General features: G+C 38.3%; 14 protein-coding genes. 3 read left to right on the top strand and 11 right to left on the bottom strand.

Annotated elements, in window-relative coordinates:
- Window positions 1-186: 186 nt before the first annotated feature.
- Window positions 187-771 carry an RNA polymerase sigma factor gene (locus LCM02_RS06290; RefSeq protein ID WP_224927473.1) on the top strand — a complete coding sequence of 195 codons (585 nt, stop codon included), beginning with the start codon at window positions 187-189 and terminating at the stop codon, window positions 769-771.
- A 264-nt stretch (window positions 772-1,035) separates the two neighbouring features.
- On the opposite strand, the gene LCM02_RS06285 is transcribed toward LCM02_RS06290, so the two are convergent.
- On the bottom strand, window positions 1,036-1,668 hold the full coding sequence (locus LCM02_RS06285; protein WP_224927472.1) for an endonuclease III domain-containing protein: 633 nt from the start codon (window positions 1,666-1,668) through the stop codon (window positions 1,036-1,038).
- A gap of 31 nt (window positions 1,669-1,699) precedes the next feature.
- On the opposite strand from LCM02_RS06285, the gene bcp reads away from it, so the two are divergent.
- Window positions 1,700-2,149 carry a thioredoxin-dependent thiol peroxidase gene (gene bcp, locus LCM02_RS06280; protein ID WP_224927471.1) on the top strand — a complete coding sequence of 150 codons (450 nt, stop codon included), beginning with the start codon at window positions 1,700-1,702 and terminating at the stop codon, window positions 2,147-2,149.
- Between the two features lie 56 nt (window positions 2,150-2,205).
- Here the strand turns inward: bcp and LCM02_RS06275 are convergent, their stop codons facing one another.
- The 4 genes from LCM02_RS06275 to LCM02_RS06260 all read right to left on the bottom strand — a co-directional run bounded on the left by LCM02_RS06275 (window position 2,206) and on the right by LCM02_RS06260 (window position 6,576).
- Window positions 2,206-3,669, bottom strand: a complete 1,464-nt coding sequence (locus LCM02_RS06275; protein ID WP_394369926.1) for a TonB-dependent receptor — start codon at window positions 3,667-3,669, stop codon at window positions 2,206-2,208.
- Between the two features lie 95 nt (window positions 3,670-3,764).
- Window positions 3,765-5,159 (bottom strand): NAD(P)(+) transhydrogenase (Re/Si-specific) subunit beta, encoded by a 1,395-nt coding sequence (locus tag LCM02_RS06270; protein WP_224927470.1) that lies wholly within the window; start codon window positions 5,157-5,159, stop codon window positions 3,765-3,767.
- A complete protein-coding gene (locus LCM02_RS06265) occupies window positions 5,156-5,464 on the bottom strand; it encodes an NAD(P) transhydrogenase subunit alpha (protein ID WP_224927469.1) in 309 nt (102 codons plus the stop codon). Before LCM02_RS06265 ends, LCM02_RS06270 begins: the two co-directional genes overlap by 4 nt.
- Window positions 5,465-5,475: 11 nt before the next feature.
- The gene (locus tag LCM02_RS06260) at window positions 5,476-6,576 is read right to left on the bottom strand and encodes a Re/Si-specific NAD(P)(+) transhydrogenase subunit alpha (RefSeq protein ID WP_224927468.1); all 1,101 of its coding nucleotides are present in this window, start codon (window positions 6,574-6,576) and stop codon (window positions 5,476-5,478) included.
- A gap of 215 nt (window positions 6,577-6,791) precedes the next feature.
- Here LCM02_RS06260 and LCM02_RS06255 point away from each other — a divergent pair, with 215 nt between their 5' ends.
- A complete protein-coding gene (locus LCM02_RS06255) occupies window positions 6,792-7,559 on the top strand; it encodes an MBL fold metallo-hydrolase (protein WP_224927467.1) in 768 nt (255 codons plus the stop codon).
- A gap of 19 nt (window positions 7,560-7,578) precedes the next feature.
- Here the strand turns inward: LCM02_RS06255 and fdhF are convergent, their stop codons facing one another.
- From fdhF to LCM02_RS06225, 6 genes are all read right to left on the bottom strand, one after another.
- On the bottom strand, window positions 7,579-10,290 hold the full coding sequence (fdhF, locus tag LCM02_RS06250; protein WP_224927466.1) for a formate dehydrogenase subunit alpha: 2,712 nt from the start codon (window positions 10,288-10,290) through the stop codon (window positions 7,579-7,581).
- A gap of 9 nt (window positions 10,291-10,299) precedes the next feature.
- Window positions 10,300-11,931, bottom strand: a complete 1,632-nt coding sequence (locus tag LCM02_RS06245; RefSeq protein ID WP_224927465.1) for an NADH-ubiquinone oxidoreductase-F iron-sulfur binding region domain-containing protein — start codon at window positions 11,929-11,931, stop codon at window positions 10,300-10,302.
- A gap of 66 nt (window positions 11,932-11,997) precedes the next feature.
- A complete protein-coding gene (locus tag LCM02_RS06240; RefSeq protein WP_224927464.1) occupies window positions 11,998-13,173 on the bottom strand; it encodes a class I SAM-dependent methyltransferase in 1,176 nt (391 codons plus the stop codon).
- Window position 13,174: 1 nt separating this feature from the next.
- On the bottom strand, window positions 13,175-14,260 hold the full coding sequence (locus LCM02_RS06235) for an AI-2E family transporter (protein WP_224927463.1): 1,086 nt from the start codon (window positions 14,258-14,260) through the stop codon (window positions 13,175-13,177).
- Window positions 14,261-14,339: 79 nt separating this feature from the next.
- Complete coding sequence (locus LCM02_RS06230; protein ID WP_224927462.1) at window positions 14,340-15,548, bottom strand: copper resistance protein NlpE N-terminal domain-containing protein; 1,209 nt, start codon at window positions 15,546-15,548, stop codon at window positions 14,340-14,342.
- Window positions 15,549-15,636: 88 nt separating this feature from the next.
- Window positions 15,637-17,226, bottom strand: a complete 1,590-nt coding sequence (locus LCM02_RS06225; protein ID WP_224927461.1) for a peptide chain release factor 3 — start codon at window positions 17,224-17,226, stop codon at window positions 15,637-15,639.
- Between the last annotated feature and the right edge of the window lie 14 nt (window positions 17,227-17,240).

Below are 17,240 nucleotides of genomic sequence, written 5' to 3'. Positions count from 1 at the left end.
CAAAAAAATTTGTTTATAAGAAAAAAAGTTATTTATATTTGTCCAGAGACTTTATGAAATATTAGACTAGTCTCCCCTAACGATTTATTAATTTAAAAATTTTTGTATATAGTATAGTTCTACTTTTCATAACAATAATAATTGGAAGCTGAATAGTATTAAGGCTTCAAAAAAAAAAGGGGAATTATGCATACACAGAAATTAGACGACAGTGTCTTAGTTAGTAACTACATTGCAGGTAACGAACGTTGTTTAGAAATCTTAATCCTGCGTCACAAACAAAGAATTTTCAGTTTTATTTATTCAAAAGTACAAGACAGAGATGTTGCTGATGACATTTTTCAGGATACTTTTATCAAAGTGATCAATACTTTGAAAATGGGTAAATACAATGAGGAAGGTAAGTTTTTACCTTGGACCATGCGAATTGCGCACAATTTGATCATTGATTTCTTCAGAAAAGGGAACAGAATGCCTACTTTTCAGAATACAGATGAATTTGATATTTTTTCAGTTTTAAGTGATGACTCATTGAGTGCTGAAGGAAAGATAATCAAGAATCAGATTCATGAAGATGTGAAGAAATTGGTGGATGAGTTACCAGAGGATCAAAGAGAAGTTTTGATGATGAGAATTTTTAAAGATATGAGCTTTAAAGAAATTTCTGAGCAGACCAATGTGAGTATTAATACTGCTTTAGGTAGAATGAGGTATGCATTGATCAACTTAAGGAAAATGATTGACAACAATAATATTATTCTAACAAATTAACAGAAAATTAAATTTTTTTAATGTTCGTACAATAATATTTATTTTTGTCCGTTATCTTATTAATCCCTAAAAAATTATAAGATTTATGGCAAAACTTTACACTGAAAGATTTTTCAAAGAAAAACTTGATCCAAAATCGGAAACGATTTCATTTTTACTAAATTATTCGAAATCGATCAAAGCGGTCAAGACAGAAAAAGAAAGCTTAATGTTTCATTTGAATTAATCGGAAAAAGCTCTTAATTGAATTATTAAGAGCTTTTTTTATTTTAGATGTTTTCTTCCTATTGTCCTCGTAATAATATCTTTTTCTTTGTTCCAGCCCCTTGCAGGAGAATATTCTCTTCCATAATATATTATTTGCAAATGCAATTTGTTCCATAGTTCCTTTGGAAAGAGTCTTTTTGCATCTTTTTCGGTCTGAACCACATTTTTACCCGTACTTAGGTTCCATCGATACATTAGCCTGTGAATGTGAGTATCCACAGGGAAGCTCGGAATTCCAAATGCCTGGTTCATAACTACAGAAGCTGTTTTATGACCCACAGAAGGCAGTTCTTCCAGTAATCTGATATCAGCAGGGACTTTACCTTTATATTTTTCAATTAAAATTTTGGACAAGCCATAGATTCCTTTCGATTTCATGGGGGAGAGCCCTACTGGTTTAATGATCTCCTTAATCTCATCAACACTCAGCTTAACCATATCATAAGGATTATCAGCTCTGGCAAAAAGGATAGGGGTGATCAGGTTTACTCTTGCATCCGTGCTTTGTGCCGAAAGTAAAACCGCAATCAACAAGGTATATGGATCTTTATGTTCCAGTGGAATTGGCGGATCCGGATAAAGTGATTGAAGAGTGTCTATTGCGAATTGAACCTTTTCCTTTTTAGTCATTTTTCAGTATTTTTGAGTAAAAATACAAATAATGACAACACTAAAGGTGGGGGATAAGGCCCCTGGATTTTCAGTTAACAATCAACATGGCGAAACAGTAAGCCTGGATGATTTCAAAGGTAAAAAAGTTGTTCTGTTCTTTTATCCGAAAGCCAGTACACCGGGATGCACGGCAGAAGCTTGTAATTTAAGGGATAATTACAGCTCTTTCAAAGACAAAGGATATGAAATTATAGGGGTTAGTGCTGACTCTGAAAAACGTCAATTGAATTTTAGCAACAAGCAGGAATTACCTTACAGTTTGCTGGCAGATGAAAATAAAGAAGTAATAATGGCCTACGGAGTCTGGGGACCCAAAAAATTCATGGGTAAAGAATATGAAGGTATTCATCGAACAACGTTTGTGATTGATGAAAATGGAGTCATTTCAGACGTAATTTCAAAAGTGAAAACCAAGGATCACGCCGCGCAGATTCTCTAGTTTGAATTTTATTCGAGATATAAATGAATAAAAAAAGGGACCTCAGGTCCCTTTTTTTATTTTACTTTTTTTCTTTTGCCTTCATGTCTTCGCCTGTTGTATCCAAATAGTCGTTTGTCTTTGATGATCTTTGCAACTCCTTCAGGGAGCATTTCCTCCCATCCGTCTTCTCCGTTTACGATCATTTTGAAGGCTTTCCTTGAAAAGATCTCTAAAATATTTGGATCAAATTTGGTAATGTCGGCAATTCTTCCGTTGAATTTGAAGTACTTATAAAGTTCTTTCATACGGGGATGTACCTTTAAATTGGCACTTGTAATGATTTCTCCGGTCTCCATATCTTTAAGGGGATACAGATATACTTTAAGATCTTTGTAAAATAATTTACCGAATGCTTCAAGAACCCCTCCACTAAGATCTCTGTAATATTTTTCATCAAAAATCTGAATAAGGTTATAAACACCCATGGCAAGGCCCATCCTGGCCTTGGTAAACTCAGAGAAATAATCAACCAGCTTGTAATACTCCTGAAAATTCGTAATCATAACCGTCTGACCCAGAGAGCACAGTAACTCGGCCCGATCCAGAAAATCACGTTCATTGATCTTTCCCTCAGACCTTAAATTCGCAAGAGTAATTTCGAAAATGACATGCGTGTTCTTTTCGGTAACCCGCTTGTCAGAGAAGAACATCTTTTTGGCTTCTTCATACATCTCCATATTTACCCGGGTAACTGGTCGATAACTGCCCCTTAAAGCAAGAATATTCTTCTTATACAGTTGTTGTGCAGGAAGGAGGTTGTTTCCATCAGGACCAAACATTACAGCATTTGTCATCCCATTTTTCAACAAGTGCAGACTCATCAGCCTGTTATCCACATACATAAATCTTGGTCCTGAAAAATCGACCATGTCTATTTCAATGGTGTCTTTATCGATGTTGTCATAAAAAGATTTGAGTAAATCTTTAGGACTGTCGTTTAGGTAAAAAGCTCCGTAAATAAGATTAGCTCCAAGCATTCCCAGAGTTTCCTGCTGAAGTTTTGAATCCGTTTGTTTAAACCTGACATGGATGACAATTTCGTTGTAATCTTCAAGTGCATCCATCTGAAAACGAATACCGACCCATCCATGTCCTTTGAAATTTTTTGCAAAATCAATGGTGGTTACAGTATTGGCATATGAAAAGAAAATCTTATTGGGGTGCTTATCTCTGCTCAATCGTTCTTCAATGAGCTCTACCTCATGCCTAAGCATTTTTCTAAGACGAGATTCTGTAACATATCGTCGATCCTCTTCCATGCCGTATATAGCATCAGAAAAGTCCTTATCATATGCGGACATTGCCTTGGCTATAGTTCCCGATGCGCCTCCCGCTCTGAAAAAATGACGCACAGTTTCCTGCCCAGCACCTATTTCGGCGAAAGTACCATAAATGTGTTCGTTTAAATTAACCCTTAGAGATTTTTGTTTAATCGACAGAACATGTTCCAGTTCTGCATCACCTTTAATAAAACTCATCAGTAAATCTTTTTAGCAAATATACTCAAGATTTAACGAGTAGAAAGATTTAGATTAAAAATTGTTAGACTCCAATGAGGTCTATTCATAAAAGCTTACATGGTTTTAAGTTCCTGAACCAGTTTGGTCAAAACGTCTTTTGCATCACCGAACAGCATTGAAGTCTTTTGGTTAAAGAACAATTCATTCTCAATTCCTGCATAACCGGGATTCATACTTCTTTTGTTGATTATGATGGTTTTGGCATTTTCCACATCCAGAATCGGCATTCCATAGATCGGACTTTGTGGATCGTTGTGTGCCGCAGGATTGACCACATCATTTGCACCAACTACCAACACGGCATCCGTGTTCTGAAAATCGGAATTGATATCTTCCATTTCTATCAGTTTGTCATAGTCCACATTGGTCTCAGCCAGAAGAACATTCATATGACCAGGCATTCGGCCCGCCACGGGGTGGATAGCATATTTCACTTCCACTCCTTTTTCTTCAAGGAGTAATTCTAATTCATGAATTATGTGCTGGGCCTGAGCCACAGCAAGACCATATCCAGGAACTATGATGACCTTATTGGCATAATTCATAAGGATAGCGGCATCACTTGGAGTTGTTTTCTTCAAATTGCCCTGGGTACTTTTTTTAGCCGCGCCGGCTCCTGCTGATCCTTCACCAAAAGCGCCAAAAATAACACTTGATAAAGGCCTGTTCATGGCATCGCACATGGCGAATGTAAGAATGGTTCCGGCTGACCCGACCAAAATACCACCCGTGAGCATTACCATATTTCCGTAGAGGAATCCTGCAAACGCGGCTGCCAGTCCTGTAAATGAGTTTAATAAGGAGATGACTACCGGCATGTCGGCACCTCCAATTGGGATAACGAATAATATACCGTACAATAATGCAGCTAAAAATAATAAATACAGGTACAATTGGCTTTCAGCACCACTCAAAGTAATATAGGTACCGAATCCGAGAATCCCTACCAGCACAACATTATTGAGTATGTTATAGGAGGGGAGTCTTACAGGCTTGTTCATGGTACCATTTAATTTTGCCCAGGCAATCATACTGCCTGAAAAAGAAATACTACCAATGATCATTCCGGCGATAATCGTGAATACAGATATAGTATCCCCTGTATAATGACTAAATTCAATAAGACCTATTAGAGCGGCACTGGCACCTCCCATACCATTGAACAGGGATACGAGCTCAGGCATTTTTGTCATGTCAACTTTTTTGGCAATACCCCAGCCAAATAGGGTTCCGATCAATATGGCTCCAGCAATCAGGTAATAGACCTTTGGTTGAACTTCTCCTTTAAATAAAAAAATGGTTCCTAAAATTGCCAGAGTCATACCAAAGGCAGCAATAAGGTTCCCTTTACGGGCGGTTTCAGGGTGACCAAGCATTTTTAAGCCAACTATATAGGTCACCGAGGCGATGAGATAAATAATCTCAAGACTGAATAAATAGGTCATCATTTTTTCTTTTTAAACATTTCTAACATACGGTCGGTGACAACAAACCCACCTACAACATTAAGTGTTCCCAGGAACACGGCTACAAATCCGAGAGATAAAGCCAAAAGATTATCCGGATCCGCGCCTAGCATCACCAAAATGGCTCCAATGATGACAACCCCGTGTATGGCATTTGCACCAGACATTAAGGGGGTGTGCAGAACTGCAGGGACATGCCCTATGACCTCAACACCTACAAATATCATTAAAATGACAATGTAGATCATTTGAAGGTTATTACTGATTAATTCTATGAATTCTTGCATAATTATTTAGATTAATTTTTTCTGATAACACCGTCTTTTACGATCAGTGTTTCATCGGTGATTTCATCTTCAAGATCCCACTTAAACTCGTTGTTTTCAGTAAGATAAGTTATAAAGTTAGACATGTTTTTTGCATAAAGGTCACTGGCATTCGTTGAGACACTTTCGGGAGCAATAGTTGTTCCAATAATCTTTACTCCGTTTTTCAATACGGTTTTATTCATTTTGCTCAGTTCACAGTTACCGCCCTGAGCAGCTGCCAAATCTATAATAACCGCTCCATTCTTCATTTGTTTCACCTGCTCCTCCGTGATTAGAACCGGGGATTTTCTTCCGGGGACCATAGCAGTGGTGATGACCAGGTCAGCTTTGAAAAGTGATTTGTTTACAGCTTCTTTTTGTTTTCTTGCATATTCTTCCGAAGCCGCTTTAGCATAACCTTTTTCTGACTCCTGTCCGTTTCCTTCTACCGTTATAAAGCTGGCACCCAAAGATTCGGCCTGTTCTTTCGTTTCAAGTCTGATATCTGTGGCTTCTACTATGGCACCCAGTCTTTTAGCCGTGGCAATGGCCTGTAGTCCGGCGACTCCAACTCCATATATTAAAACCCTGGAAGGAGTAATTGTGCCTGCTGCCGTCATCATTAAAGGAAATATTTTGGTCATCTCATAAGCTCCTTTAATAACTGCCTTATAGCCTGCCAGATTACTTTGAGAACTTAAGACATCCATATCCTGTGCTCTTGAGATTCTTGGAAGTGCATCCATCGAAAATATGGACGCTCCTTTCTCGGCAATCAGCTTCACAATTTCAGGGTGCGATTTGTGAAACAATTGACAGATCAGAATGTGGTGATCATCCACGAGTTTTAATTCATCTTCATCAAATGGGTTGATTTTAACAAGTACATCACTGTTTTTATAAACAACACCTCTTTTTTCAATCTTGGCGCCCGCATCTGCATAATCCTCATTGCTGAATTTAGAAGAATTACCCGCTCCGTCCTGCACTATAATATCGAATCCCTGATCAATCAGAAACTTGGCTATTTTTGGGGAAATAGAAACTCTTTTTTCGCTTTTAATCGTTTCTTTTAAAATACCTATTGTCATGTGGAATGATTTGAATTGATCATAAATTTAGAATTAAATTTAAGTTTAATTACTGATTAAAGTCATTTTGTAGCAACAAAATTCAATCTTTATCCAATTTTTTTCTCGATTTTTTTTAGACCTTAAGTGTCAGTAAATCAGTTAAATATATTCTTTTTTGACGAGCTGTAAAAGTTTAGGTCATTAAATGTTATTTTTGTCACAAACTGCTATCAATGAAAATCACTTTTTTAGGCACCGGAACTTCCCAGGGAATCCCTGTCATTGGATCTACACACGAGGTTTGTCTATCAACGGATCAAAAGGATAAAAGGCTGAGATCTTCGTTAATGCTGGAATGGAATGACCAGGTGTATGTCATAGATTGCGGCCCTGATTTTCGTCAGCAAATGCTATCTGCTGGTGCAAGCAGGCTTGACGGAATTCTTTTTACACATTATCACGCAGATCATACAGCTGGTTTAGACGACGTCAGACCATTTTCTCTACGTTCCGGTTTTGTTAATATGTACATGGATGAGCAGGTAGCCAGCAATCTTAAAGAGAGATTTGCATATATATTTGCTACAGAAAACAGGTACGCAGGTGCACCGAGTGTTTCCATTGAAATTTTTGAAAATAAAGAATTTAACCTTGGGGGTAAATTAATTTGCCCTGTTGAGGTGATGCACGGTAGGTTGAAGATCTATGGCTTCAGGATTGATAAAATGGCATATATAACGGATGCGAAAACAGTTTCAGAAGTAGAAAAGGAAAAGCTGAGAGGTTTGGATGTGCTTATATTAAACGCACTCAGAAAGGACCCTCATCCTACTCATTTAAATCTTGAAGAGGCTCTAAGTTTTATAGGAGACATTAAACCAAAAAAAGCATACCTAACCCATATTAGTCATCGTCTTGGTTTTCATGAAAGTGTTTCAAAAGAGCTGCCTCCCAATGTCTTTCTGGCCTACGATGGATTACAAATGAAAATTGGTTCCTGAATATTTTAAAATTCTGAAATCAAACTTTTTCAAAATCTACGGCTACGACTTTATATTCAGGAGTCAGGGTATATTCGTCTCCAACATTTCCGGTGATCATATTAATAAAAACCTCAGGCTGATGAAACGTCGTTCGTACAACACCTGGTTTTACCAGATACGTGAGTTTGACGGGTATATTTACACTGCCTCGATCCGAGAAGATCCTGACTGAGTCTCCCGCTGAAATATCCTTATCCGCAGCATCCAGCGGATTTACCTCTAAATAATCCATAGGGGATAATTCCTGATTATCCGTTCTTCTTGTCATTGTCCCCGCATTATAATGTTCAAGTTGTCTTGCTGTAGTTAAAATGAACGGATATTTTTCTCTGTGCTCAACAAGTTCAGGGGTTTCTTCAAAATCAAAATGATGAAACTTTCCCTTTCCTCTTTTAAAATTTCCATCCCTGTGGATGATCTTTGTATCTGTACCATCTTCTAAAATAGGCCATTGTAACCCGTTCTTGCCTAATCTTTCCCAACTGATACCTTTCATAAAAGGGATCACTTCAGCAATTTCTTCCAAAATCTTTGCTGCGTCATAAACGGGTCCTGTAGGTTGTTCATAACCAAGTCGGTACATCATATCAATGATCATCTGGCCGTCCGGTTTCGTATTTCCTATAGGATCAACAACTTTATTGACTCTTTGAACCCGCCTCTCACCGTTGGTAAACGTTCCGTTCTTTTCAAAATAAGAACTGGCCGGAAGTACAACATCGGCCATTTCTGCGGTAGCCGACATAAATAATTCCTGAACGATAAGAATATCCAGTTGTTCCATTGCCTTTCTGATGTGCAAGGTATTCGGATCTGTCATAAGTGTATCCTCACCCATGATCCAAAGTGCTTTGAATTTACCCGCTATAGCCGCTTCAAGCATCTCAGGAATCTTTAGCCCTTCCTTTTCAGGCATTCCGGATATTCCATATTTAGATGCATAATAAGCCTTGACCTCAGGATCGTTTACATCGAGGTATCCAGCTCCCTGATGAGGCTGAACCCCCATGTCTGCAGCACCCTGAACGTTATTCTGACCCCTCAGTGGATTCAACCCAACCCCGGAACGTCCAACATTACCGGTCATCATTGCCAAATTAGATAACAACATCACGGTTTTACTTCCCTGAAAATGTTCAGTTACTCCGAGTCCGTGAAACTCCATGGCATTTTCTGCCCGGGCATAGGCAATGGCAGCTTTTTTTACCAATTCTTTAGACACTCCTGTAAGTAATTCCAGCTCGTTCATATCCAGAGTGGATACATGATCTTTAAAACTGTCGTATTGTTCAGTATATTTCTGGATGAAATCTTTTTTAACCAGGCCCTCTTGAACAATGTAATGCCCCATCATATTTAAAAGAGCGACATTGGTACCGGGTCTCAATTGAAGGTGGTAGGTAGCGAGTTGGGCAAGACTTGTTCTCACCGGATCCACGACGATGCTAGGAATACCTTTCATAAAGAGCTGTTTGATCCTAGCACCGGTAACAGGGTGGGCCTCTGTTGGATTCGCTCCGAAAAGCATAATACAATCGGTTTCCTCCATATCTTGAATGGAATTGGTGGCCGCTCCCGTACCAAATGCTTTTTGCATGCCAAATGCGGTAGGAGCATGACAAACTCGTGCGCATCCGTCAATGTTATTAGTGTTCAGGGCAACTCGTGTCATTTTCTGCATGAGGTAATTCTCTTCATTGCAAGCTCTTGAAGATGATATACACCCTATGGAGTCGGCTCCGTATTCTTTTTTAACCCTTAAAAGTGCTTCAGTCATAAAATCATAGGCTTCTTCCCAGGAAACAACTTCAAATTTTCCGTTTTTCTTGATCAATGGATTTTTCAGTCTGTCCGGATGATTATAAAACTGGAAGGCAAATCTTCCCTTGAGGCAGGTATGTCCTTCATTTACTTCCGCTGTCACGGGGGCCTGAATCCCTTTTATTTCACCATCGATAACAGAGACATCCAGTTGACAACCAACACCGCAGTAAGTGCAGGTAGTCCTGACCGTTTCATCTGCTACCAAAGTTTTAGTAGTAAATTTATCCGAAAGCGCTTCTGTTGGACAAGTTTGCACACACGCTCCGCAGGAAACGCATGCGGAAAGGTCAAAATTCGTGTCAAAACCTTTAATGATCTGTGTCGCAAAACCTCTTCCGCTCATTCCTAAAACCATTTCTCCCTGAATTTCCTCACAGGCCCTTACGCATCGATAGCAATTAATACATTGAGCCAGATCTGATTTAATATAAGGGTGTGAGTCATCTTTTTCAATTTCAAGGCTATTTTTACCCTTTGGGTAGCGAACATTTGGAATTCCGATTTGGGCTATGGTTTTCTGAAATTCCGTAGGTTTCTTACCTTTTTCAGGAAAAACCTTATCAGAAGGATAATCCGTAAGTACTAATTCCAGAATATTTTTTCTCAGTCTTTTTATCTTGTCAGTTTTGTGATAGATATAAGCGCCCTCAAAAACGGGCGTATGGCAGGAAGCTACAATTTTAGTGGTTCCATTTTTTTCACGAGCCACTTCAACAGAGCATACTCTGCAAGAACCAAAATTCTCAAGTCGATCATCCTGGCACATTGTAGGAATGGCTTCCAGACTTTCAATTCTTCTTACAAATTCCAGAATTGTTTCATTCTTTTTCGCCTCATGGGCCATGTCATTCAAGTATACGGTCATATCTCTGTTTTACGATTCAAAATATGATTTTAATTCAGGTTGAAAATATTGCATAGCGTTTTTTAAGGGTAAGGGTACCCCGCCCCCAAGAGCACATAAAGATCCTATTTCAAGGGTTTCGATAAGATCATCAAATAGGTTCTTATCAATTTTATACGCTTCGCTTTGTGCTTTTTCGAGCATTTCAAATCCTCTGTAGGATCCAATTCGGCATGGATAACATTTACCGCAACTTTCCTCGGCTGTAAATTCAAGTAAATGACTCATGAATTTAATCATGGGATAGTCATCAGGAATTGAAACAACGCTAGCGTGACCCAATAAAAATCCTCCCTGGTCAAGTGATTCAAAATCAAGATTTAATTCTTGGATCATGTTAGCGGGAACAATCCCTCCCAAGGGTCCGCCAATTTGAAATGCTTTAACCTTGGTTTTCAAACCCTGCCCAAATTCATCAAAAATTACTTGAAGTGGTGTGCCCATTTCTATTTCGTACATTCCGGGCCGATTAAAGTAACTATCCAAAGAAACCAGTTTTGTTCCGGTTGAAGCACCTTGACCCAAAGCAGCAAAGGCTTTTCCTCCATGATCGAGAATCCAGTGGATATTTGCAAAGGTTTCAACATTGCTCAGTACCGTAGGTTTTCCGAACAATCCATATTGTGCAGGATAGGGGGGTCTGACTCTTACTTCCGGCCTGAGTCCTTCAATAGAATTTATAAGTGCCGTTTCCTCGCCACATACATAACTACCCTGTCCGCGTATAATTTTAAATCGGAAATTACCAATCAAATTGTTTTCTTTTACATAATGAATTGCATTTTCCATGGAGCGTATTGACTCAGGGTATTCTCCTCTTATATAGAGAACCCCTGTATCTGCTCCTGCACATATTCCTGAGACATACATGCCAAACAACACCTTAAAGGGTTGTTGTTCCATCAAATACATGTCGCTATAGGCCCCTGGGTCACCTTCATCGGCGTTGCAAATAATATATTTCTGGCTTTGATCTTCTTTCTTTACTGCGTCAAGTTTAAACCAAAAAGGAAATCCGGCTCCACCTCTTCCTCTCAAATTCGAAGCTTTCAATTCATTTAGGATAAGCTCTTTATTGCCGATGAATTTTTCTGCCAGTTTAAAAAAAGAATTTACCTCATACACAGGAGCTGTGAGAATGGGGGTTGAATTAGCACCCACATGATAGGTGTTTTGAGACTGCCCAGGTTGATTTTCAAGTGATAATATAGATTTTAAATGCTCATTATTTTCAAGGCTATACGTTTGATCATTTAACATGATGGCGCCGTTACTGTGACAGTGTCCCACGCAGGCAACGTGACCAATATCTTTTTCATCAAACTCAGATTTAAGAATATTCTTTGTCCGATCCTGAGTCCCGGCGACCATACAAGCGGTTCCATTACAAATTCGTACCTTTTTTGAAGTCTCTCCAGGTTTTATAAAGTCATAAAATGAAGCGGTCCCAAACACTACGGAATCATCAATAAAAAACTGTTTTGACAGTCTTTGAAATTCATGTTCACCAGCTTCATTCCCGGACAATTCTGCAATTTTTTCAAAAAGGTTATAGTCCAGGCCCTTTCTCGATGAAAGAGATCGGATATTTTTATTGGCCATGGTTTTGTTTTGAAATATTAAGAATTAAAAGTAAGAAATATATTCAGGAAGTTGAAAAACGGCTTGTTAAACTTTTCTGCAATAAATAACGATTGCCTGGTCGTCAAGGTCTCTGGTAAAAAACAGGTAATCTTCTCCACCTTCCTTAATTCCGGTCTTTTTTCTGATCTCCGCCACAGACTCGTTAAAGTTTCGGATGCTTATATTTGCTTTTTTTGAGCCAAATAGTTTTTTAATTTTCTTTTTATTGTACTTGAAAATATCCTTGATTAAAAAGCGTCGACCCGGAAAATTAATTAATTTACAAGATGTGTATAAGTGACTGTTAATATGAAGTTTATCTATATTCAGTTGATGTGAAACTTCATTAAAAAGACCGGCTTTTAAAATGGCTGAATTTGGCTCATACAGATAGGTTTCCGGAAATGAATAAGAGGCTTTTGAGATTATGGGAAAGGTTGCTTTAAAAATTGTTTTTCTTTTATGGCTGTAATCAACGGCCACGAGTTTTATCTGATCCGTGTGGTTTTTTTCAATGATTACCACAAGCTCTTTCATTTCATTTCTCACAGCAATCGTGTGTACCTCTTTTACAAAGTTCAGACTTTTTATTGTAGCCGAAATATCCAGGAGGGGAGATAGCTTTATCATAATATGATCAGAAAATTTCAGCAGATCGTCCAGATGATTGATCACATTTGGTAAACAATCTTCAAGCCTGAATACCTTTCCTTTTATGTCATTACGTCTGGAAGGATCCAGGTAAATCCAGTCAAAAGTTACATTGGATTTCATAAGGTATTCAATGCCGTTTACAGGAACTGAGCTGATATTTTTCGCTCCTAAAACTTGGAAGTTATGAGCGGCAATTTCAGACAAATCTCTATTAATTTCACAATGGAAGACCTCCTTGAAATGAGCCGCAAAAAAAAAGCTGTCAACACCAAAACCTCCCGTTAAATCAATAAGTTTTTTTCCTTTTGTTAGCCCAGCTTTATATTGAGCCGTAATTTCAGATGAACTCTGTTCAAGATTGATCGAATTAGGATAGAATATTTGATCTGTATTGTACCAGGTAGGAAGTTTTCTTTTTACCTTGGATTTGGACTTGATCTGCTCCACCAGCTCCTGAATTGGAATATGAGGAAACGGAGATCCGCTTAATACAATTTTTGTAAGATCTGAATTAAGATTTTGATTTATAAACAACTGAACATCAGTATGTAAAATATCTCTATTCAAATCAATCCAATCCTTTGGTGAGGCTTTTAACAATCGGATTGTCCGAAAGAAATTCTTTTAAAACAACTTTGATCACCGTATAAGATGGTACCGCAAAAATCATTCCCGTGATACCAAACAAAAGACCTCCTATAACGATGATAAGGAATATTTCAAGTGGATGTGACTTAACACTTTTTGAGAAAATGATTGGCTGGCTGAAAAAATTATCAATGAGCTGCGCTATAATATAACCGAATAATACATATAAGGTAACCGGAAGTATATGTGTCTGAAAATCATACTCAAGGCTGCTCGTCATCGTAAGAAGTATCATCAATACACCTCCGATCAAAGGGCCTATATAAGGAATCAAATTGAGCAGGGCACATAAGAATGCGATCACTACTGCACTTTTTATATTGAAAATGAGCAAAGTGATGGAATAAATGGTGAATAATATTGAAATCTGAATGATCAAACCAATAAAATAACGTGACAGCAGGTCATTAATCGTCTTGAGAGAATTCAAAATCTTAGCCTCATTTTTGTCAGGGGTCACCAGTACAAATACGTTATGCAACATTTTGGTATCCTTCAAAAAGAAGAAGGTGATAAACAAGACGGAAAAAAGTCCAACGCTAAAAGTTCCAACAACCCCCACAAAAGAATTCAAAAGACTCGGTATAGAGGCGATGTTTGATGTAAGGTCAATATTTTTTAATTCGCCGAACAAATTGATGCGACGTGCAGCAAAATAAAGATCAATTTCGTGAAAGAGATTAAAAATTCGTCTTCGTAATTCTTCCGTATTTAAAAGAGAGATATTATGGCCCTGTTCTTTGATCAAAGGAATGAACATGGATATAATGCCCATGATCACCAGCAAAAACATAGACATGGTGATGACCACTGCAAGTACATTTGGAAATTTTAACTTGTTCTTTAAAAAGCGCTGAACCGGGGTGGCAATGAGTGATAATACCGTGGCTATGACCAGGTAAACCAAGACACTTTGAATTTTGTAGAGAAAATATAGAAAGATGAGAATGCCGACCAAGACGGCTACTGCCCTTAAGATTCCATTGGCTATAATCCTTGAATTCATGCTAACTTGCTGATCATTGACTTATATTGTAAATATATAATAAATCTTCAGATAGGAGAAGCATGGATCCAAGAAATAATTATTCAGGCGCTGGTGTAAGTACCATTACTTTATTTGATCCTTCGTAAAAAATGAGCCTATCCTTGTCAAAGACATAAGCCAAGGTATTTCCACCAATTGCACCAGTTATTTTACTGCTGATATCCATATTGGGACAGGCCATCAGTGTTCCTGCCAAAGGCCCAATTACCACTTCCTCAGCCTTGAACTTTATCTGCCCCTGAAAGCCGTTACACCCCTCATTCCCGAATATCTTTCCTTGATCTATGTCTATTTTTATGAAAGGCTGTCTGCCTTCAAATTGCGCTTTGTCTATGGTTGCATCCTTTGCCCAGATTATAGTCCAGGAACCTTCTAGATTAGGGTCAGGAACAAAACTTCCACAACCCTCCAATTCATAGATGTTTTTATCCGCTTTTAAATCCAGTTTAACGTTTACCTTAAAGTTTTGAATTTGATCTGAATTGTTCAAATTACATTTTTCTTCAACCAAGTGAACAAACATTTCTCCTTCTTTGTTTTTAACTCTGTAATCAAGGATTTCTGGTTGTAATGAAGGAAGTGGCTTTGGAAGTTTTGCCGTAAATGAACGCCCCTGTTTCATTGTTAATTTTAGCGAATCATCTGAAAAGTATCTAAGTGTCCAGCTTTTATTCATATCAGATGCCATGAACACAATACCATCTTTACGTTTTTTGGTCAGGCTGCGTACTTTTGTCGTATCTGGTAAAGACTCATTTTTTGAGGCAGTAGCAACAGCTTTCAAGATATACGAATCTGAAGGTCCAGCAGTAATCGGTTTGCGATTCTTGTCAAGTAATCTGAGTTGATTCCCCTCAATCTTGAAAAAACTCGTACTCTCCGGAGCATCGTTTAATGCAATAATGTCGTTTTCCAAAAAATTAAAATAACTTTCTTGAATCTCAGTTTTCAGCGATTTCCCTTTGTAAAGGATTTCAGCTCTATACGACATATCATTTTTCAAGATGAGCTTATAATGCACTCCTTCGCAATCCTTGCAAGGAAAAGTGCCCGAATAGGTGCCTGTAAACAAGTTGATGCTGTTTTGATAAGCCTTTTGAAGCTCCTCCTGTACAAGCTGGTTGTGCAATTGCTGATGGGCCTCAGCATGAGGGTCCATATATTTACTTCTGCTGGAACTTGATGAAGAACCACAGGAACATATTAAAACCGAGGCTGTCAAGGCTAGTAAGAATTGAATTTTCATTATTTGTAATTATAAAAATGTTCTTTCAAAGATATTAACTTTTCAAGAGATTCAATTCCTGTGCCAAACACGAATATTTATGAACTATTTAATTAAATTCACTCACAAAATGCAGTTTTACCGTTGGGTATTTCTGCTGAGTCATTTGTACCGTAAAGGCTGAATCAGCGAGGAACACAAGCTGACCTTTTTTATCCTTGGCCAGATAGCGCTGTTTCACTCGTTTGAATTCTTTGTATTCTTCGTTATTTTCGTCTTCTGCATCCACCCAGCATGCTTTATGAACGTTTACATTTTCATAAGAACACTTTGCCCCGTATTCATGCTCCAGTCGGTACTGAATTACCTCAAATTGAAGGGCTCCGACCGTTCCAATCACTTTTCTGCCATTCAAATCAAGTGTAAATAATTGAGCAACACCTTCATCCATCAACTGGTCGAGTCCTTTGGCTAATTGCTTAGCTTTCATAGGATCGGCATTATTGACATATCTGAAGTGTTCGGGGGAAAAGCTTGGAATACCTTTGAATTCAAGAATTTCACCTTCCGTCAGGGTATCTCCAATTTTAAAATTCCCTGTATCATGCAGACCCACAATATCACCTGGAAAGGACTCATCCACAATTTCCTTTTTTTCTGCAAAGAATGCATTTGGGCTCGAAAATTTCATTTTCTTTCCCAGTTTTACATGAAGGTAATTCGTGTTTCGTTTAAAGATCCCCGAAACTATTTTTACGAAAGCTAATCTGTCCCTGTGCTTGGGATCCATATTTGCGTGAATCTTGAACACAAACCCTGTAAATTTTTTCTCTTTGGAATCTACGAGTCGGGTATCAGACATTTTTGGCAATGGGGCCGGAGCAATGTCGATAAAACAATCCAGCAATTCTTTTACACCAAAGTTATTCAGGGCCGAGCCAAAGAAAACAGGTTGAAGGTCTCCTTTCAAATAGGCATCTTTGTCAAACCCTGGATAAACCTCTTCAACCAGTTCAAGCTCTTCTCTAAGCTGCTCAGCGGCCTCTGAACCAATCATCTCATCAAGTTCGGGATCGTTGACATTGTCAAATTCAATTCCATCCGAAACAACAGTTTTGCTCCCGGCACTAAACAAATTAATTTTTTTATCCCAGATATTGTAGATTCCTTTGAAGTCATAGCCCATTCCAATAGGGAAGCTCAATGGAATTACTTTAAGGCCTAATTTTTGTTCAACTTCATCAAGCAGGTCGAAAGCATCTTTACCTTCACGGTCAAGCTTGTTTATGAATACGATCATTGGAATATTCCGCATTCTGCAAACCTCAACCAGTTTTTCTGTCTGCTCCTCAACACCTTTAGCCACGTCGATAACTACAATAACACTGTCAACGGCGGTTAAGGTTCTAAAGGTATCTTCAGCAAAGTCCTTGTGCCCGGGTGTGTCCAGAATATTGATTTTCTTATCCTTGTAGACAAAGGCAAGGACCGAGGTAGCAACAGATATTCCCCTTTGCCTTTCGATTTCCATAAAGTCAGATGTGGCTCCTTTCTTTATTTTGTTGCTTTTTACAGCTCCGGCTTCCTGAATAGCACCTCCAAAAAGAAGTAGTTTTTCGGTTAAGGTCGTTTTACCAGCATCGGGATGGGAAATGATTCCAAACGTTCGTCTTCTCTGTATTTCCTGAAGTAGATCCATTAAAAAAAATTAGT

Source organism: Lutimonas saemankumensis, assembly GCF_020171465.1.
GTDB lineage: Bacteria > Bacteroidota > Bacteroidia > Flavobacteriales > Flavobacteriaceae > Lutimonas > Lutimonas saemankumensis.
The sequence above is the reverse complement of the archived record's forward strand: the minus strand, read 5'-3'. Positions and strand labels throughout refer to the sequence as shown.